Source organism: Izhakiella capsodis (assembly GCF_900115045.1).
Classification (GTDB): Bacteria; Pseudomonadota; Gammaproteobacteria; order Enterobacterales; family Enterobacteriaceae; genus Izhakiella; species Izhakiella capsodis.
Window position 1 is genome coordinate 463058 of the sequence record NZ_FOVC01000002.1, and the last position, 14619, is coordinate 477676.

Sequence of the window (14619 nt, forward strand, 5' to 3'; positions counted from 1 at the left end):
CATAGTTAATGCTGCGCACTGTAACACAGAACCCTGACAAGCCCAATGATGACGCTTTTTGAGCGCTTCATAGCGTTGGGAAGGATGTAAGCCGTCTTACACAGGCTCACACATGCATATCTGTGTTACTGCGGCAAAAAATCAGGGGTGACATCTGAGATACCAGGACAACAGCATTAAGTCACGGCGGATCATCTCGTATCTGACTGTAGTGGAGAAGCTCCTGCGACACTCTCGGCTAATTTTAAAGCTAACGAAGCTGAGCGCCGCTCTTAATCACTTCGCCAGAACCTATCAGAATAGGGTGTTAGTTTATTAGCGCTGATTTATGGGGAGCCCTCATTACAACCGCCTCAACAATTAGCTAAACGATTAACGTTTGCGATGGCTGTCAGCAGCTGTAAGCCTGCTATGCTGATAATCTGCCGGACAACTGATTGATGCAATGCTTTTCAAATATACCCCTCATAAACAACACCTTCTGCTCACGGGATAAATCTCCTTCTCATTCTGTATCCTGCCAGACGTCAAAAATCTCGTTCAATTGTCATCGTTTATTTATAAATACTTTATGTCTATACCGTTATTAGGTTGGTTTTATGCAAATAGCAGACATGCGGATAGCGTTCGATTACGCGATGGTGATTGAACCCGGCGATCATCGTGTCACGTGTTTTTCAGATTTTTTAAAAGAGTTACAGGCGTTGAATGTGCGATGGGCATGCCAATAAACTAATAGATTGACTACTATCAGCAGGACTGGCTTGGTTAAAGCCAAGTTGAAGGGTAACGACAGGGCGTATTAATTAACATGTGCCGAACGCTGTAAGGAGGAATAGCTTCGATCGCCTATCAGCAACTGCACCGGTGTAAGCTGATCTTTGCAATTTTAAAATGCAGTTTTTGTTAGGGATGTTTGGGTTACTGTAAATAGTCAGGCCAGGCCTGAGCGCTATTTAATGTTCAGTTTTATAAGTAGTTATTTCAATTGCTCACCGATGTTGCTGATGTGATTTTTGCGACAACGCTCCTCGCGCTATGCTGTCGGTGTCTTTACAACGTTGACCGACATGACAGCGGCTAATGTCACAACGTCGGAGATAAATAACGTGTTCAATGTCCAAAAAATAAATAGCCCGCGCGAGTGCTCATTCAGAGCAGTTTTTTTACCAGTGCTTCACTGTGACGAATATGATGGCCAGCGCGTTCAGGATCGCGCTGGATTAAGGCTATAAACAACAGGTCGGTTAATGCCAGCTGCGCGGCCGTGGAGGAGACGGACGCGCTACGTGTGGTTTGCTCTTCTGCTACCGTATACAGACAGTGGTGAGCGCTTTGTTGCAACGTATTAGGGGTAAAGCCGGTAAATGCCAGAACGGTGGCGCCGCAGCGTTTGGCCTCTTGTGCGGCAAGGTTGATCTCCCGGCGTTCGCCGCTGTAGGAGATGGCCAGCAGAACATCACCCTGAGTCAGGGCCTGTACGCTGGACAGCAGAGCATGCATATCCTGTTCAGCCACAGCGCTGATACCGATTTTCATCAGCTTCCACGAAAAATCTTTTGCGACCAGGCCGGAAGCACCTATTCCTACCATAACGATACGATGTGCATCTTTCAGCAGGTGCAAAACCTCCAGTAATTTCTCTTCACTGTTGATGTCCAGAGTTGCACGTATTGCGGAGGTTTTCTCCGTCAGTAGTTTCTCACCGACCAGCTTTAAGGGATCATCGCTAAGAATATGATTGTGAACCATTACCGCGCTTTTATCTGCCAGCGCATCACTCAGCGCCAGCTTTAGCGCCGGGAAACCACGATAGCCAAGCTTTTGCGCAAATTTAACTACGCTTGACTGACTGACGCCGGCTGATTCTGCCAGTCTTTGAGAGCTTTGGTGTCGGGCTTCATCGGGCTGTGTGAGAAGAAAATCCGCCAGGCGGCGCTCGTTCGCAGCCAGTCGTGGATAAAGCTGGCGGATGCGTAGCAGGGCACTCATGTTGTCTCCTCATCAAATTATTATTGTTTTGCAAAACGGTGGAGCGTTGGCGGCTAACGCCATTCAGATTGTGATACAGGTTTATACAAAGAAAAAGGATGCTGCGTGATGAATAAAATATTCGTATATTAAATCAATTATAGAATTAAAAATTCTTGGGGGACAAATGAATTTAGCATCGTTACTTTCTGAAACGCGTAACGTCGAAACCGTGGATCTGGACAATCTTACTACGCTTGAGATGGTTCGCTGTTTTAATCGTGAAGATACGAAAGTGGCACAGGCCGTCAGCCAGACGCTGCCAGCTGTCGCTCAAGCCGTGGACGCCGCCGCACAGGCGTTAGCTGCCGGTGGGCGCATCATCTATATTGGCGCCGGAACCAGTGGGCGTCTGGGCGTGCTAGATGCAGCTGAGTGTCCCCCCACCTTCGGTGTTCCAGCCGATCGGGTGATCGGCCTGATAGCCGGTGGCCCAGGTGCCATCACCCAGGCGGTTGAGGGTGCTGAGGATAAACCCGAGCTTGGCGTAGATGACCTTCAAGCCATTGGGTTAACGGCCAATGACCTGGTTGTCGGCCTGGCGGCCTCGGGACGCACACCATACGTTATTGGTGCGCTGCGCTATGCACGCCAACAGGGTTGCGTTACCGCAGCTATTTCCTGCAATCCGGAGTCACCCATTGCCTGCGAAGCGGAGATTGCTATTTTACCTCTGGTTGGTCCGGAAGCATTGACAGGATCAACCCGGCTGAAAGCGGGTACCGCGCAAAAGTTGGTATTGAATATGATTTCAACCGGAGCAATGGTGAAATACGGCAAGGTATATCAGAATCTGATGGTCGATATGCAAGCCACTAATATCAAACTACTGTATCGTGCGAGCCGTATGGTGATTGAGGCGACCGGCTGTGATCCTGAAAAGGCTAACGCTGCGCTAAGTGAGTGCGAAAATAATGTCAAAACGGCGATCCTGATGGTGCTGGCGGGAATTAGCGCTCAGGAAGCTATTGCGCGTTTACAGTCCCACCGCGGTTTTCTGCGAGCGGCGCTGGCGGCGCATACATCGCCAAAGGAGTGCGCGAATGGAAAGCCATCACAAACGGGATAAAGCTTTGCTTTCAGGCATCTGGCTGGAGTGGTGGAAACATCGCGCGGCTGGAAACAGTTTCAACCGTAAGCGCTAGAGCTGTACGATGGAGGCTGCCCGACCGGCTATACACAAAGGCGTGTAGGGCATTGACGGGATGTGCGTCAGTGCAGGCGGCATTTGCATATGATCGGTCAGGGCAAGCGTTCCCGGATCGTTGTAGCCGTGCGAACAATTTAGGTATACGCAGCGGTAAATAAGGCCATTCATCCCAGCATTCCGGTGGCTAAAGTATCTTAATCACACGTTCTAAATCTTATTACGTTTGGAGTTTCAGTTTTGCCGCTGGCGCTGACTATGGGCGGTGTTAAAATGGTTAGTTATTTATGAAGGCGGGTTTGCTCTGCTGTCGCAGGGTTTATTCTCAGCCGATTAATCGTACCTGGAGATCCTGAGGAGTGAGGCTTGAGCAGTTTTGACGCAAGGAGGGTCGTTTTTTTCGACCTCGATGGCACGCTACATCGGCAGGACATGTTCGGTAGCTTCATGCGTTACGTGCTGCGTCGCCAGCCGCTCAACTTGTTATTAGTGATACCGCTACTGCCTGTCGTTGGCGTGGGGTTGATGTTCAAAGGGCGCGCGGCGCGCTGGCCGATGAGCTTGTTACTTTGGTCAATTACGTTTGGACACAGTGAAAGCAAGATGCGTCAGCATGAAGCGGAGTTTGCCCTTTGGTTTCGTCAGCGCGTGGTGGCGTTTCCGGTCGTGCAGCAGCGCCTGATAGAATATTTAAACAGCTCCGATGCTGATGTCTGGCTGATAACCGGCTCACCGCAGTCACTGGTAGAACAGGTCTATTACGATTCAGCTTTCCTCCCGCGCGTCAAGCTGATTGCCAGTCAAATGGGCCGAGCCTGGGGTGGCAGAATATTATTTTTGCGCTGCCTGGGCCGGGAAAAGGTTGCACAGCTGGAAGAGCAGATAGGCGTGCCGCTACATCTCTATAGCGGATACAGCGATAGCAATCAGGATAATCCACTGCTGTTTTTCTGCCAGCATCGCTGGCGCGTAACGCCGGATGGTGAACTACAGCAGCTTGAATAAGCAAAAACGCGATCTGGGCTCGCGAGCCAGCTATCCAGCCGGGATAACTTTCCTGATGTTCTGCGACGCTGCAAGGGGCTTGGTATACGGAGCATATCAGGTATAATTCCGCGTTTTTCAATCGGAGCCGATAGTGACAGACCAACGAGACCAGCACTGGATGCGCTATGCACTGCAGCTTGCACAGCGCGCCTGGCAGGCAGGTGAAGTGCCGGTTGGCGCAGTACTGATACACGACAATAACATCATTGGAGAAGGGTGGAACCGACCAATAGGCGAGCACGATCCGACCGCTCATGCTGAAATCATGGCATTGCGCCAGGGGGGTAAAGCACGACAAAACTACCGTCTTCTGAATGCCACACTGTACGTAACATTAGAGCCTTGCACTATGTGTGCCGGTGCCATGGTACATAGCCGCATAGGTCGCCTGGTGTATGGTGCTAGCGATCAAAAAACCGGCGCGGCAGGATCGCTGCTCGACGTATTGAGACATCCGGGTATGAATCATCAGGTAGAGATCAGTTCCGGCATACTCGGCATGGAATGTGCTGCTCTGCTGAGCGATTTTTTTCGTATGCGCCGTGACCAGAAAAAGACCGGACGAAGCCCGTCGTTTTAGATCAGTTCATTGCCACTTCGGCTTTAACCGCCGGATATCCACCGCCAAGTGCGGCCTCCAGCGCCGATTGCTGGGCGACTTTCCTTTCCTGCTCTTGTAAATAACCCACCAGACTGAGCTGGTATTTGCGGATATTCTCTACATAGTTATAGGCTTCATGGCCGCGAGCATAGCCATAGGACGTCTGGCTGTAATAGCGCTTCTGACTCAGCATTGGTAGCCGTATTTTCACATCGGCCCAGCTGTCAGGATTGCCTTTCTGTTTTGCGGTGAGCTTGCGTGCATCCAGCATATGTGCATAACCTATATTGTAAGCCGCCAGCGCAAACCAAATGCGCTCGTCCTCTGGAATACTATCGGGGACTTTTTCCATCATCCTTTCAAGATATTCACTGCCGCCACGAATGCTCTGCTCAGGATCGGTGCGGTCAGCAACGTTCAGACTTTCAGCCGTGTTGCGCGTCAGCATCATCAGGCCGCGCACGCCAGTAGGCGACGTGGCCTGCGGATTCCAGTGCGACTCCTGATAGGAAATCGCCGCCAGCAGGCGCCAGTCTATCTGTCGGGCATAGCGCTGAAACAGCGGCTTGAAGTCCGGCAAAATGGCATCAATTGCTTTGAGAAAGGTACGGGTGTCAACGTAGTCAAAGGTGCCTACGTGACCGAGATATTTTTCTTCCAGACGCGCCATCGTGCCCTGTTCATTCAGCATGTTGAAGTAGTCAAGCAGTGCCGCGTTGAGGCTATCATCCTCATCGCGTGGCAGATACCAGGTGACCGGTTCTTCGTCTGACACGTCGAAGGCGACCGCCAGCTGTGGGTGAACACGTTGTAACAGGCCGATAGTGACAGAGTCGCCGATTGTATAATCCAGTTTGCTGTCGGCGACGGCCTGTAACAAAGCCTGTGGCGCTTGATCGGTGGAAATTGCCCAGTCAAGATCGGGATATTCGCTCTGCTTTGCGTTACGCAGACTGGAGAGGTAAGCGGAATCGGAAGCAACGGCCAGATGCCCCTTGAGATCCCCCAAGGTTCGCGGACGGGGTTTACCGATACGGTAAACCAGCTGCTGCGAAACAGAATAGTAGCCAGGGCCTGCGCGGAAGTGGGTCAGGCGTTCATTATTATAAATGAGACCTGCGGCCAGGATATCGGCTCTGTTATTTTCAAGGTCGTCAAACAGTTCACTGAGATTGGAACGAACGGTGACGTGCAGCCTGACGCCAAGATAAGCGGCGAAACGCTTCGCCAGCTCATAATCCAGACCCGCCGGTACATTATTGATAGTGTAGTAAGTCAGCGGAGAATTGAGGGTGCTCATTCTTAACATTCCCCGCGCTTTTATCTGCGCAATCCGGTCCTCCGATCCGCCATACCAGGGGATTGACGGCCATAATGCCAGCGCCAGTAGCAGCGTTATCACTCCCACCAGCAGATAATTAATTTTAAGGCGTTTCAAATAGTTATCTCTCGAAATTTCCTCAGGTTTCCACCTTAAGCGGCAGTATTAGTTGTCTATAATCTTCCTGAGCGTGGAGCATTCTGCGCAACAATACTTATATCCGCAACTTAATTCAGCATATTTTGTGTGATTTTTAGTCAATTTGTCCTCCGTATAAAATCAGCGCAAACGGTTTCGTTGCCCGTGTGGATTCTCTATACTATGCCCGCTTTCCTTGTTGTTGCGCACAATGCAGCGCCGCTCCCGGTGCATAGAAGACGAGAGACTCTTGATGATTGAAATTCTGCGTGGCTCGCCCGCTTTATCGGCCTTCCGAATTAATAAATTACTGACCCGGTTTGGGGATGCTGACCTGCTGGTGAATGATATTTATGCCGAGTACGTCCACTTTGCCGATGTTAGCCGGCCGCTCAGCGATGATGAGCACAACCGCCTGATAGAAATCTTAAAATATGGTCCCTCACTGGCAGAACATGCGCCGACCGGTCGCCTGCTGCTGGTAACGCCCCGGCCGGGGACACGCTCTCCTTGGTCTTCTAAAGCAACCGATATTGCGCATAACTGCGGTCTGTCTCCGGTGAAAAGACTGGAGCGCGGTCTGGCTTTTTATGTCAGTGCGCCACAGCTAGATGCGGCGCAGTGGGAGCAGCTTAGCGTGTTGCTTCACGATCGCATGATGGAAATTGTCTTCAGCGAACTGCAACAGGCACAGCAGCTGTTTGCACTGCATCAGCCACAGCCGCTGCAAAGTGTTGACGTGCTGGGGCAAGGGCGTAGCGCGCTTGAACAGGCAAACCGCAAACTGGGACTGGCGCTGGCCGAGGACGAAATCGATTATTTACAGGTCGCGTTTGAAAAATTGGGACGCAACCCGAACGACATCGAGCTTTATATGTTTGCCCAGGCCAACTCTGAACATTGCCGCCATAAAATTTTTAATGCTGACTGGATTATTGATGGCAAACAACAGCCGAAATCGCTGTTTAAAATGATAAAAAACACCTGGGAACATATGCCTGACCATGTTCTTTCCGCGTACAGCGATAACGCAGCGGTAATGGAAGGTTCCAGGGTTGGCCGTTTTTTTGCCAATCATCAGACTAAACGCTACGACTTTCATCAGGAGCAGGTACATATCCTGATGAAGGTGGAAACCCATAATCACCCGACCGCGATTTCGCCGTGGCCTGGAGCAGCAACTGGCTCCGGCGGTGAGATCCGCGATGAAGGCGCTACCGGGCGCGGTGCCAAACCCAAAGCAGGTCTGGTTGGTTTTTCGGTTTCAAATCTGCGTATTCCGGGATTTGAACAGCCCTGGGAGCAGGACTTTGGTAAGCCCGATCGTATTGTCAGCGCGCTGGATATCATGCTGGAAGGCCCGCTGGGCGGCGCCGCTTTTAATAATGAATTTGGCCGTCCGGCGCTGAACGGTTATTTTCGCACCTACGAAGAAGAAGTTTACAGCCACAATGGCGTCGAGTTACGCGGATATCATAAGCCGGTGATGATCGCTGGCGGCATGGGGAATATCCGCGCTGAACACGTTAAAAAAGGGGAAATCAGCGTAGGAGCTAAATTGATTGTCCTCGGAGGACCGGCGATGAATATTGGTCTGGGCGGCGGTGCAGCGTCATCAATGGCTTCCGGTCAGTCGGATGCTGACCTGGATTTTGCGTCGGTACAGCGTGATAACCCGGAAATGGAACGACGGTGTCAGGAAGTCATCGATCGCTGCTGGCAATTGGGCGAAGAGAACCCGATTCTGTTTATCCATGACGTTGGCGCCGGTGGGCTTTCCAATGCAATGCCTGAGCTGGTCAGTGATGGCGGCCGTGGTGGTCGTTTTAATTTGCGCGATATTCTTAGCGATGAACCAGGAATGAGCCCGCTGGAGATTTGGTGTAACGAATCTCAGGAGCGTTACGTTCTGGCTGTTGCATCAGACAAGCTGGCGCTATTTGCTGAGCTGTGTCAGCGAGAGCGTGCGCCCTATGCGGTGATTGGTGAGGCAACGAAGGAACGGCATCTGTCGTTGTTTGACAGCCACTTTGCCAATAAACCCATCGATATGCCGCTGGACGTTTTGTTGGGTAAAACACCTAAAATGACGCGCGATGTGGTCAGTCAGACCGTCAAGGGTGAAGCGCTTAGAAGGGATGATATTACGCTGGAAGAAGCGGTGAAACGCATTCTTCATTTACCCGCCGTGGCTGAAAAAACGTTCCTGGTGACGATTGGTGACCGCAGCGTAACCGGTATGGTCGCACGCGATCAGATGGTTGGCCCCTGGCAGATCCCTGTAGCAAACTGCGCGGTTACCACTGCCAGCCTCGATAGCTATTATGGCGAGGCCATGTCGATGGGTGAACGCGCACCGGTGGCACTGCTCGATTATGCAGCTTCTGCGCGCCTGGCTGTTGGTGAAGCGATTACGAACATCGCCGCTACGGCGATTGGTTCACTGCGGCGTATAAAGCTCTCCGCTAACTGGATGGCCGCTGCGGGTCATCCCGGTGAAGATGCCGGCTTGTATGCGGCGGTGAAAGCTATTGGTGAAGAACTCTGCCCGGCTCTGGGGATCACTATTCCCGTCGGCAAAGACTCAATGTCGATGAAAACCCGCTGGCATGAGAGCGCTGAGGTACGTGAAATGATCGCACCGCTATCATTAGTCATCACCGCCTTTGCCCGCGTTGAGGATGTGCGGCGTACTGTGACGCCACAGCTGGTAGCCAATCAAGATAATGTGCTGTTGTTAATTGATCTTGGTAAGGGCTTTAACGCGACTGGTGCCACCGCGCTGGCGCAAGTTTATCGTCAGTTGGGTGACCAATCAGCCGATGTGCGTGACGTCGCGCAACTGGCCGCTTTCTTTGAAGCCATGCAGAAGCTGGTCAGCGAAGAGAGGCTGCTCGCCTATCACGATCGTTCCGATGGCGGCCTGCTGGTTACCCTGGCGGAAATGGCTTTTGCCGGTCATTGTGCTCTTGAGGTGGATATCGCTTCGCTCGGCGCCGATCATCTGGCAGCTCTGTTTAACGAAGAGCTGGGGGCGGTCATTCAGCTTCGTGCCTCCGAACGGCCTGCGGTTGAACAGATCCTCGGCGCCAGTGGCCTTGCGGAGTGTGTACACTATCTGGGGAAAGCCCTGTCGGGCGATCGTTTTGTTATCACGGCTGGCAGCTCTACAATCTACAGCGAAAGCCGTACTACGTTACGTACCTGGTGGGCAGAAACCACCTGGCAGATGCAGCGACTGCGTGACAATCCGCAGTGTGCCGACCAGGAACATGAGGCGAAGAAAGATGACTGCGATCCGGGTCTTAACGTCTCTCTCAGTTTCAGCCTCAATGAGGATGTTGCGGCCCCCTATATTGTCAAAGGCGTACGACCGAAAGTGGCGGTTTTACGCGAGCAGGGCGTTAACTCTCACGTGGAAATGGCGGCTGCCTTTCATCGTGCCGGTTTTGAGGCTATCGATATTCACATGAGCGATCTGCTGTCGGGGCAGCGTGGTCTGAATGATATGCAGGCGCTGGTCGCCTGTGGGGGCTTCTCTTACGGCGATGTATTGGGTGCGGGCGAAGGTTGGGCAAAATCGATTCTATTTAATACCCGCGTGCGCGATGAATTTGAAACTTTTTTTCACCGTCCGCAGACGCTGGCGCTCGGCGTCTGTAATGGTTGTCAGATGATGTCTAATCTGCGCGATCTGATCCCCGGTAGCGATCTGTGGCCGCGTTTTGTACGTAATCAGTCTGAACGTTTTGAAGCTCGCTTCAGCCTGGTTGAGGTCGCGGCCGGGCCGTCGCTCCTGTTAGAAGGGATGGCTGGTTCACGGATACCCATCGCGGTGTCACACGGCGAAGGCTATGCCGAAATGCGAGATGGCGCGCATCTTGCAGCGCTGGAGGAGAAAGGGCTGGTAGCACTGCGCTACGTGGATAATTTTGGTAAGGTTACTGAAAATTATCCGGCTAACCCAAATGGTTCGCCAAACGGCATTACGTCACTCACTAACGAAAGCGGGCGAGTCACTATTATGATGCCGCATCCGGAGCGCGTTTTCCGTAGCGTCAGCAACTCCTGGCACCCTTTGGAGTGGGGTGAGGACGGACCCTGGATGCGTCTGTTCCGCAATGCGCGCAGGCAGTTAGGCTAATGATGACATTAACGCTGGCTTTTGTCAGCGTTAATGTCTTTGCTGTGATGGTTAGTGGCGCTAAGTATCAGCCATGAGGATGTGCACAAAATGTGCAGGCTGAATCTGTTGCCTTCAGGTGACGAATTCGGTTTGGCAGTGTCATTCGGAGGCGACATTTAATACATTGTTTTTAAAATAGATATTAATTTTAATTGAATTTTGTCGTCATAAGATGACATCTTGTCAGGCCGGTCAAAAAGTTTTTCGCCACTACCAAATAAAAGTTGTAATTTTTTAAATTAAAATCAGTATGTTATATTTTTTTCGAAAGATGGCATCGATTTTGCTTAAAAGGATGATGTTGCTTATTCTCCTGTTTATAAAGCCCGGCTTAAGTGCTTATAAAAAATGAATAAAGCACAAAACGGTGCCTGTCGTCCTTCAGACCGATAAGCGTGCCTTCGGGTCGTTATCAAGCATTGGACGCAACGTTGAGTTAGGCACCATCTATTCATATACGTCGCCCTGCGCGGCGTAAATACAGCGGCATAACCTTAACGTTATGCCGTTTTCTTTTGTCACGGGCTTCACTACGACGCGGCACTCCAGTAGCATCATAGCGTTAACTTCGGAGGGCTGGCATGTTCAGGCAATGGCGAATCTTTCCCCGATCACTGCGCCAGCTGGTGCTTTTGGCCTTTATTCTGGTATTGCTTCCTCTGGTCATTCTGGCCTGGCAGGCGTGGCAAAGCTTTTCGGTGTTGAGTCAGCAGGCGGCGAGTATCAACAGAAGCACGTTTAATGATATTCGTCGCAGCGAGGCGATGGCGCGTACCGCGCTGGAGCTGGAGCGCAGTTACCGTCAGTACTGCGTGCTGGGCGACGCGCTTCTGGCTCGACTTTATCACACGCAATTTACCCGCTATACCCATATGCTGGATGAGCAGGCGGTCTTACAGCCGGACAGCAATCAGACGGTAAAACTACGCCAACTGCTGTTAAAGCTTGATACCTTGCAGTGTGCAAAAAATGCCCCCCTCAGCCTGGCATCACAGACGCTGGAGATATTTTCACAGTCTAACATCGAGCAGGTTCAGGCTACGCGCAATGTGGTTTTTTCCCGAGGTCTGGCATTGCAGCGGACTATCGCCGAGCGCGGTCAATTTTTTGGCTGGCAGGCGTTGATCTTGTTTGCAGTTACGCTGGGATTAGTTTCATTGTTCACCCGCATGATTATCGGTCCGGTTAAAGGCGTGGAGCGTATGATCAATCGTCTCGGAGAAGGGCGCGCACCTGGTCAGAGCAATGCCTTTAATGGACCGCGTGAGATTAAGTCGCTGGCCCAGCGAATTATCTGGCTGAGCGAGCGGCTTAACTGGCTGGAGTCACAGCGTCATGAGTTTCTACGCCATATTTCTCATGAATTGAAAACGCCACTCGCCAGTATGCGCGAAGGTACGGAGCTGTTGGCAGATGAAGTCGCCGGACCGCTTACAGCTGACCAGCGTAATGTCGTGGCAATTCTCGACAACAGTAGCCGACATTTACAGCAGCTAATCGAACAGCTGTTGGATTACAATAGAAAGCTTGCAGACGGGCCGGTCATCCGCAGTCGGGTAAACCTCTCTGAGCTGATTGAAATGGTTGTGTCATCACACAGCTTGCCTGCGCGGGCAAAATTGATTCAGACGCAAATCAATCTGACAACATCTTACTGCCTGGCTGAACCAACGCTGTTAAGTCGCGTACTGGACAACCTGTACTCCAACGCCGTGCACTATGGAAAACAGTCCGCTACCATCTGGATCCATAGCTTTGAAAAAAATCAGCGGCTGTTTATCGAGATTGCTAATACCGGGCGCCGTATCCCCGCCGATGAACAGGCGATGATTTTTGAACCGTTCTGGCAAGGAAGTGCGCACCGTAAAGGTGCTGTTAAGGGCAGCGGACTAGGGCTGAGTATTGCGCAGGATTGCATGCGGCGTCTGCAGGGTGAGCTGCGCCTGGTTGAGAGAAAGGACGCTGATGTTTGTTTCCAGATTGAGCTTTCAGCTGCCGGGGATGATACAACATGAATGACCATAAGATGGCTACCTGGTCTCAACGGCCCCGGGCTGCAATACTTTCGCTTCTGGCTCTGAGCGCTTGTCGTGCCCAACCGCAAGGGGAGGGCATTGCATCGCTTCCTGCGCCAGCAGCGTCGGAAATCAACGTCATGAATTCTGATAACATCCCCTGCAATACTGTTTGGGCGACGAATAACAATCATGTGCTAAACAGGCCACGTTACTGGCTGCACGTATTGGATTGCGCCGCAGGTCTGGCCCCAGCCGATGCTCGCGCCGAAGCGGGAAATTGGCCACAGTCGAACTGGCAGAGCGCTTTTAAACAGAGCATTTTAATAGACAATGGCAATATAACGCCGCTTGAGCGTCGTGCCGGTATCCGCCATCTTGATGCGTTCCGGGGTGATTATCCTCTGGCGGTGCGACCGCTGATCCCACGTTGGAACGATCGTCAGGCGGCTGAATGGCAACTTGCCGAAGAACATTCACGCTATACCCGGCTGCTACAAAAAAGTGCCAGCCAGCTTGATGTGCTGCGTCATCAACAGCGGGTTTTAAAACAGGTGCTGGCACAAACGCAGCGTAAGGTAAATTCGCTGGCGGATATTGAACGTCAGCTTTCCACTCGTCGTCGTGCTGCTGAACGTTCTGATAACGACCACAACAGGGACGGTCCCGATGCCGCTATCCCTGACAACGCCACTGGAGGCAAACCCTAGCCATGATCAAAAAGTCCGCGCGCCTGCTCCTGGTTGATGATGATCCTGGCTTATTAACACTGCTGGGAATGCGCCTTACCAGCGAAGGTTTTCAGATCGCAACTGCGATGAATGGCATTGAAGCGTTAAGGTTGTTACAGCGGGAGAAAATTGATCTGGTGGTCAGCGATCTGCGTATGGACGAAATGGATGGTCTGGCGCTGTTTGCCGAGATTCAGAGCTTACATCCGGGTCTGCCGGTGATCATCCTCACCGCTCACGGCTCAATTCCCGACGCGGTGGCAGCAACCCAGAAAGGCGTATTTAGCTTTCTCACCAAGCCGGTGGATCGTGACGCATTATATAAAGCGATTGATGAAGCGCTGGCGCACTCGGCACCGGCGAGCGATGACGCCTGGCGTGAATCTATCGTTACGCGAAGCCCGATAATGTTAAGGCTGCTGGAGCAGGCGCGCATGGTAGCGCAATCAGACGTCAGCGTATTGATTAATGGCCAAAGCGGAACCGGTAAAGAAGTGCTGGCCCGGGCGATCCATGCGGCAAGTCAACGAGCCAGTCATCCCTTTATTGCGATTAACTGTGGTGCGTTACCGGAGCAACTGCTTGAGTCTGAGCTTTTTGGTCATGCCAGGGGCGCATTTACCGGCGCGGTCAGCCAGCGCGAAGGGTTGTTTCAGGCCGCCGAGGGCGGAACGTTATTTCTGGATGAAATCGGCGACATGCCACAGGCGTTGCAGGTAAAGTTATTGCGCGTGCTTCAGGAGCGGAAGGTGCGGCCTCTGGGTAGCAATCACGATTTAGATATTGATGTACGCATCCTTTCCGCGACCCATCGCAACCTGGTTATGGAAATGCAGCAAAAAGAGTTTCGCGAGGATCTTTATTACCGTCTGAACGTTGTCAGCCTGCGGTTGCCAACATTGCGTGAACGTGCTGAAGATATTCCCCTGCTGGCCGCACATTTGCTGAAGCAGTCTGCTAAACGCCATAAGCCGTTTGTAAGCAGCTTCTCCACCGATGCTATGAGACGTCTGATCGCGGGTAACTGGCCTGGTAATGTGCGTCAGTTGGTTAACGTGATTGAGCAGTGTGTTGCCCTGAGTTCGGCCCCTGTCATTGGTGAACGGTTAGTGGAGCAGGCACTGGAAGGCGAAATTACGGTGTTGCCCACCTTCGCTCAGGCGCGCAATCAGTTCGAACTTAACTATTTGCGTAAGCTCTTGCAGATGACGAAAGGAAATGTTACGCACGCGGCACGGCTTGCCGGTCGTAATCGTACCGAATTCTATAAGCTACTGGCGCGCCACGAGCTGGATGCGGCGGAGTTCAAAGAATAGTTATTTCAGTTTTGTTTTATGCTAGCTTAATTGCCGGAAAATAAAGAGACAGCTCGCGCGGCGGAATCAGACTACATGATATCTGT

At 51.9% G+C, this 14619-nt stretch carries 9 protein-coding genes and 1 pseudogene; 8 read left to right on the forward strand and 2 right to left on the reverse strand.

The window, feature by feature from the left end; all coding sequences use genetic code 11:
• Positions 1 to 151: 151 nt before the first annotated feature.
• A pseudogene (locus BM191_RS17070) lies at positions 152 to 319 on the forward strand (IS4 family transposase); the annotation flags it as partial.
• Positions 320 to 1152: 833 nt separating this feature from the next.
• Here the strand turns inward: BM191_RS17070 and BM191_RS05535 are convergent.
• Complete coding sequence (locus tag BM191_RS05535) at positions 1153 to 1992, reverse strand: MurR/RpiR family transcriptional regulator (RefSeq protein WP_092875946.1); 840 nt, start codon at positions 1990 to 1992, stop codon at positions 1153 to 1155.
• A 166-nt stretch (positions 1993 to 2158) separates the two neighbouring features.
• Between BM191_RS05535 and murQ the strand changes: the two genes are divergently transcribed.
• The 3 genes from murQ (at position 2159) to tadA (ending at position 4805) form a co-directional block, all read left to right on the forward strand.
• Positions 2159 to 3100, forward strand: coding sequence for an N-acetylmuramic acid 6-phosphate etherase (gene murQ / locus BM191_RS05540; protein ID WP_092875948.1), 942 nt, complete (start codon positions 2159 to 2161; stop codon positions 3098 to 3100).
• 444 nt (positions 3101 to 3544) lie between these two features.
• Positions 3545 to 4183: a phosphatidylglycerophosphatase C gene (yfhb, locus tag BM191_RS05545; protein WP_092875950.1), complete on the forward strand. Its 639-nt coding sequence runs from the start codon at positions 3545 to 3547 to the stop codon at positions 4181 to 4183.
• A gap of 133 nt (positions 4184 to 4316) precedes the next feature.
• On the forward strand, positions 4317 to 4805 hold the full coding sequence (gene tadA / locus BM191_RS05550) for a tRNA adenosine(34) deaminase TadA (protein ID WP_092875952.1): 489 nt from the start codon (positions 4317 to 4319) through the stop codon (positions 4803 to 4805).
• Between the two features lies 1 nt (position 4806).
• Here tadA and mltF read toward each other — a convergent pair whose 3' ends face one another.
• Positions 4807 to 6264 (reverse strand): membrane-bound lytic murein transglycosylase MltF, encoded by a 1458-nt coding sequence (gene mltF, locus BM191_RS05555; RefSeq protein ID WP_092875954.1) that lies wholly within the window; start codon positions 6262 to 6264, stop codon positions 4807 to 4809.
• A gap of 274 nt (positions 6265 to 6538) precedes the next feature.
• Here mltF and purL point away from each other — a divergent pair, with 274 nt between their 5' ends.
• From purL to glrR, 4 genes are all read left to right on the forward strand, one after another.
• Positions 6539 to 10429 carry a phosphoribosylformylglycinamidine synthase gene (gene purL, locus BM191_RS05560; protein WP_092875956.1) on the forward strand — a complete coding sequence of 1297 codons (3891 nt, stop codon included), beginning with the start codon at positions 6539 to 6541 and terminating at the stop codon, positions 10427 to 10429.
• A 623-nt stretch (positions 10430 to 11052) separates the two neighbouring features.
• On the forward strand, positions 11053 to 12486 hold the full coding sequence (locus tag BM191_RS05565) for a sensor histidine kinase (protein ID WP_092875958.1): 1434 nt from the start codon (positions 11053 to 11055) through the stop codon (positions 12484 to 12486).
• Positions 12483 to 13196 carry a hypothetical protein gene (locus BM191_RS05570; RefSeq protein ID WP_092875960.1) on the forward strand — a complete coding sequence of 238 codons (714 nt, stop codon included), beginning with the start codon at positions 12483 to 12485 and terminating at the stop codon, positions 13194 to 13196. Before BM191_RS05565 ends, BM191_RS05570 begins: the two co-directional genes overlap by 4 nt.
• 2 nt (positions 13197 to 13198) lie before the next feature.
• Positions 13199 to 14533: a two-component system response regulator GlrR gene (glrR, locus tag BM191_RS05575; RefSeq protein WP_092875962.1), complete on the forward strand. Its 1335-nt coding sequence runs from the start codon at positions 13199 to 13201 to the stop codon at positions 14531 to 14533.
• Positions 14534 to 14619: the final 86 nt, after the last annotated feature.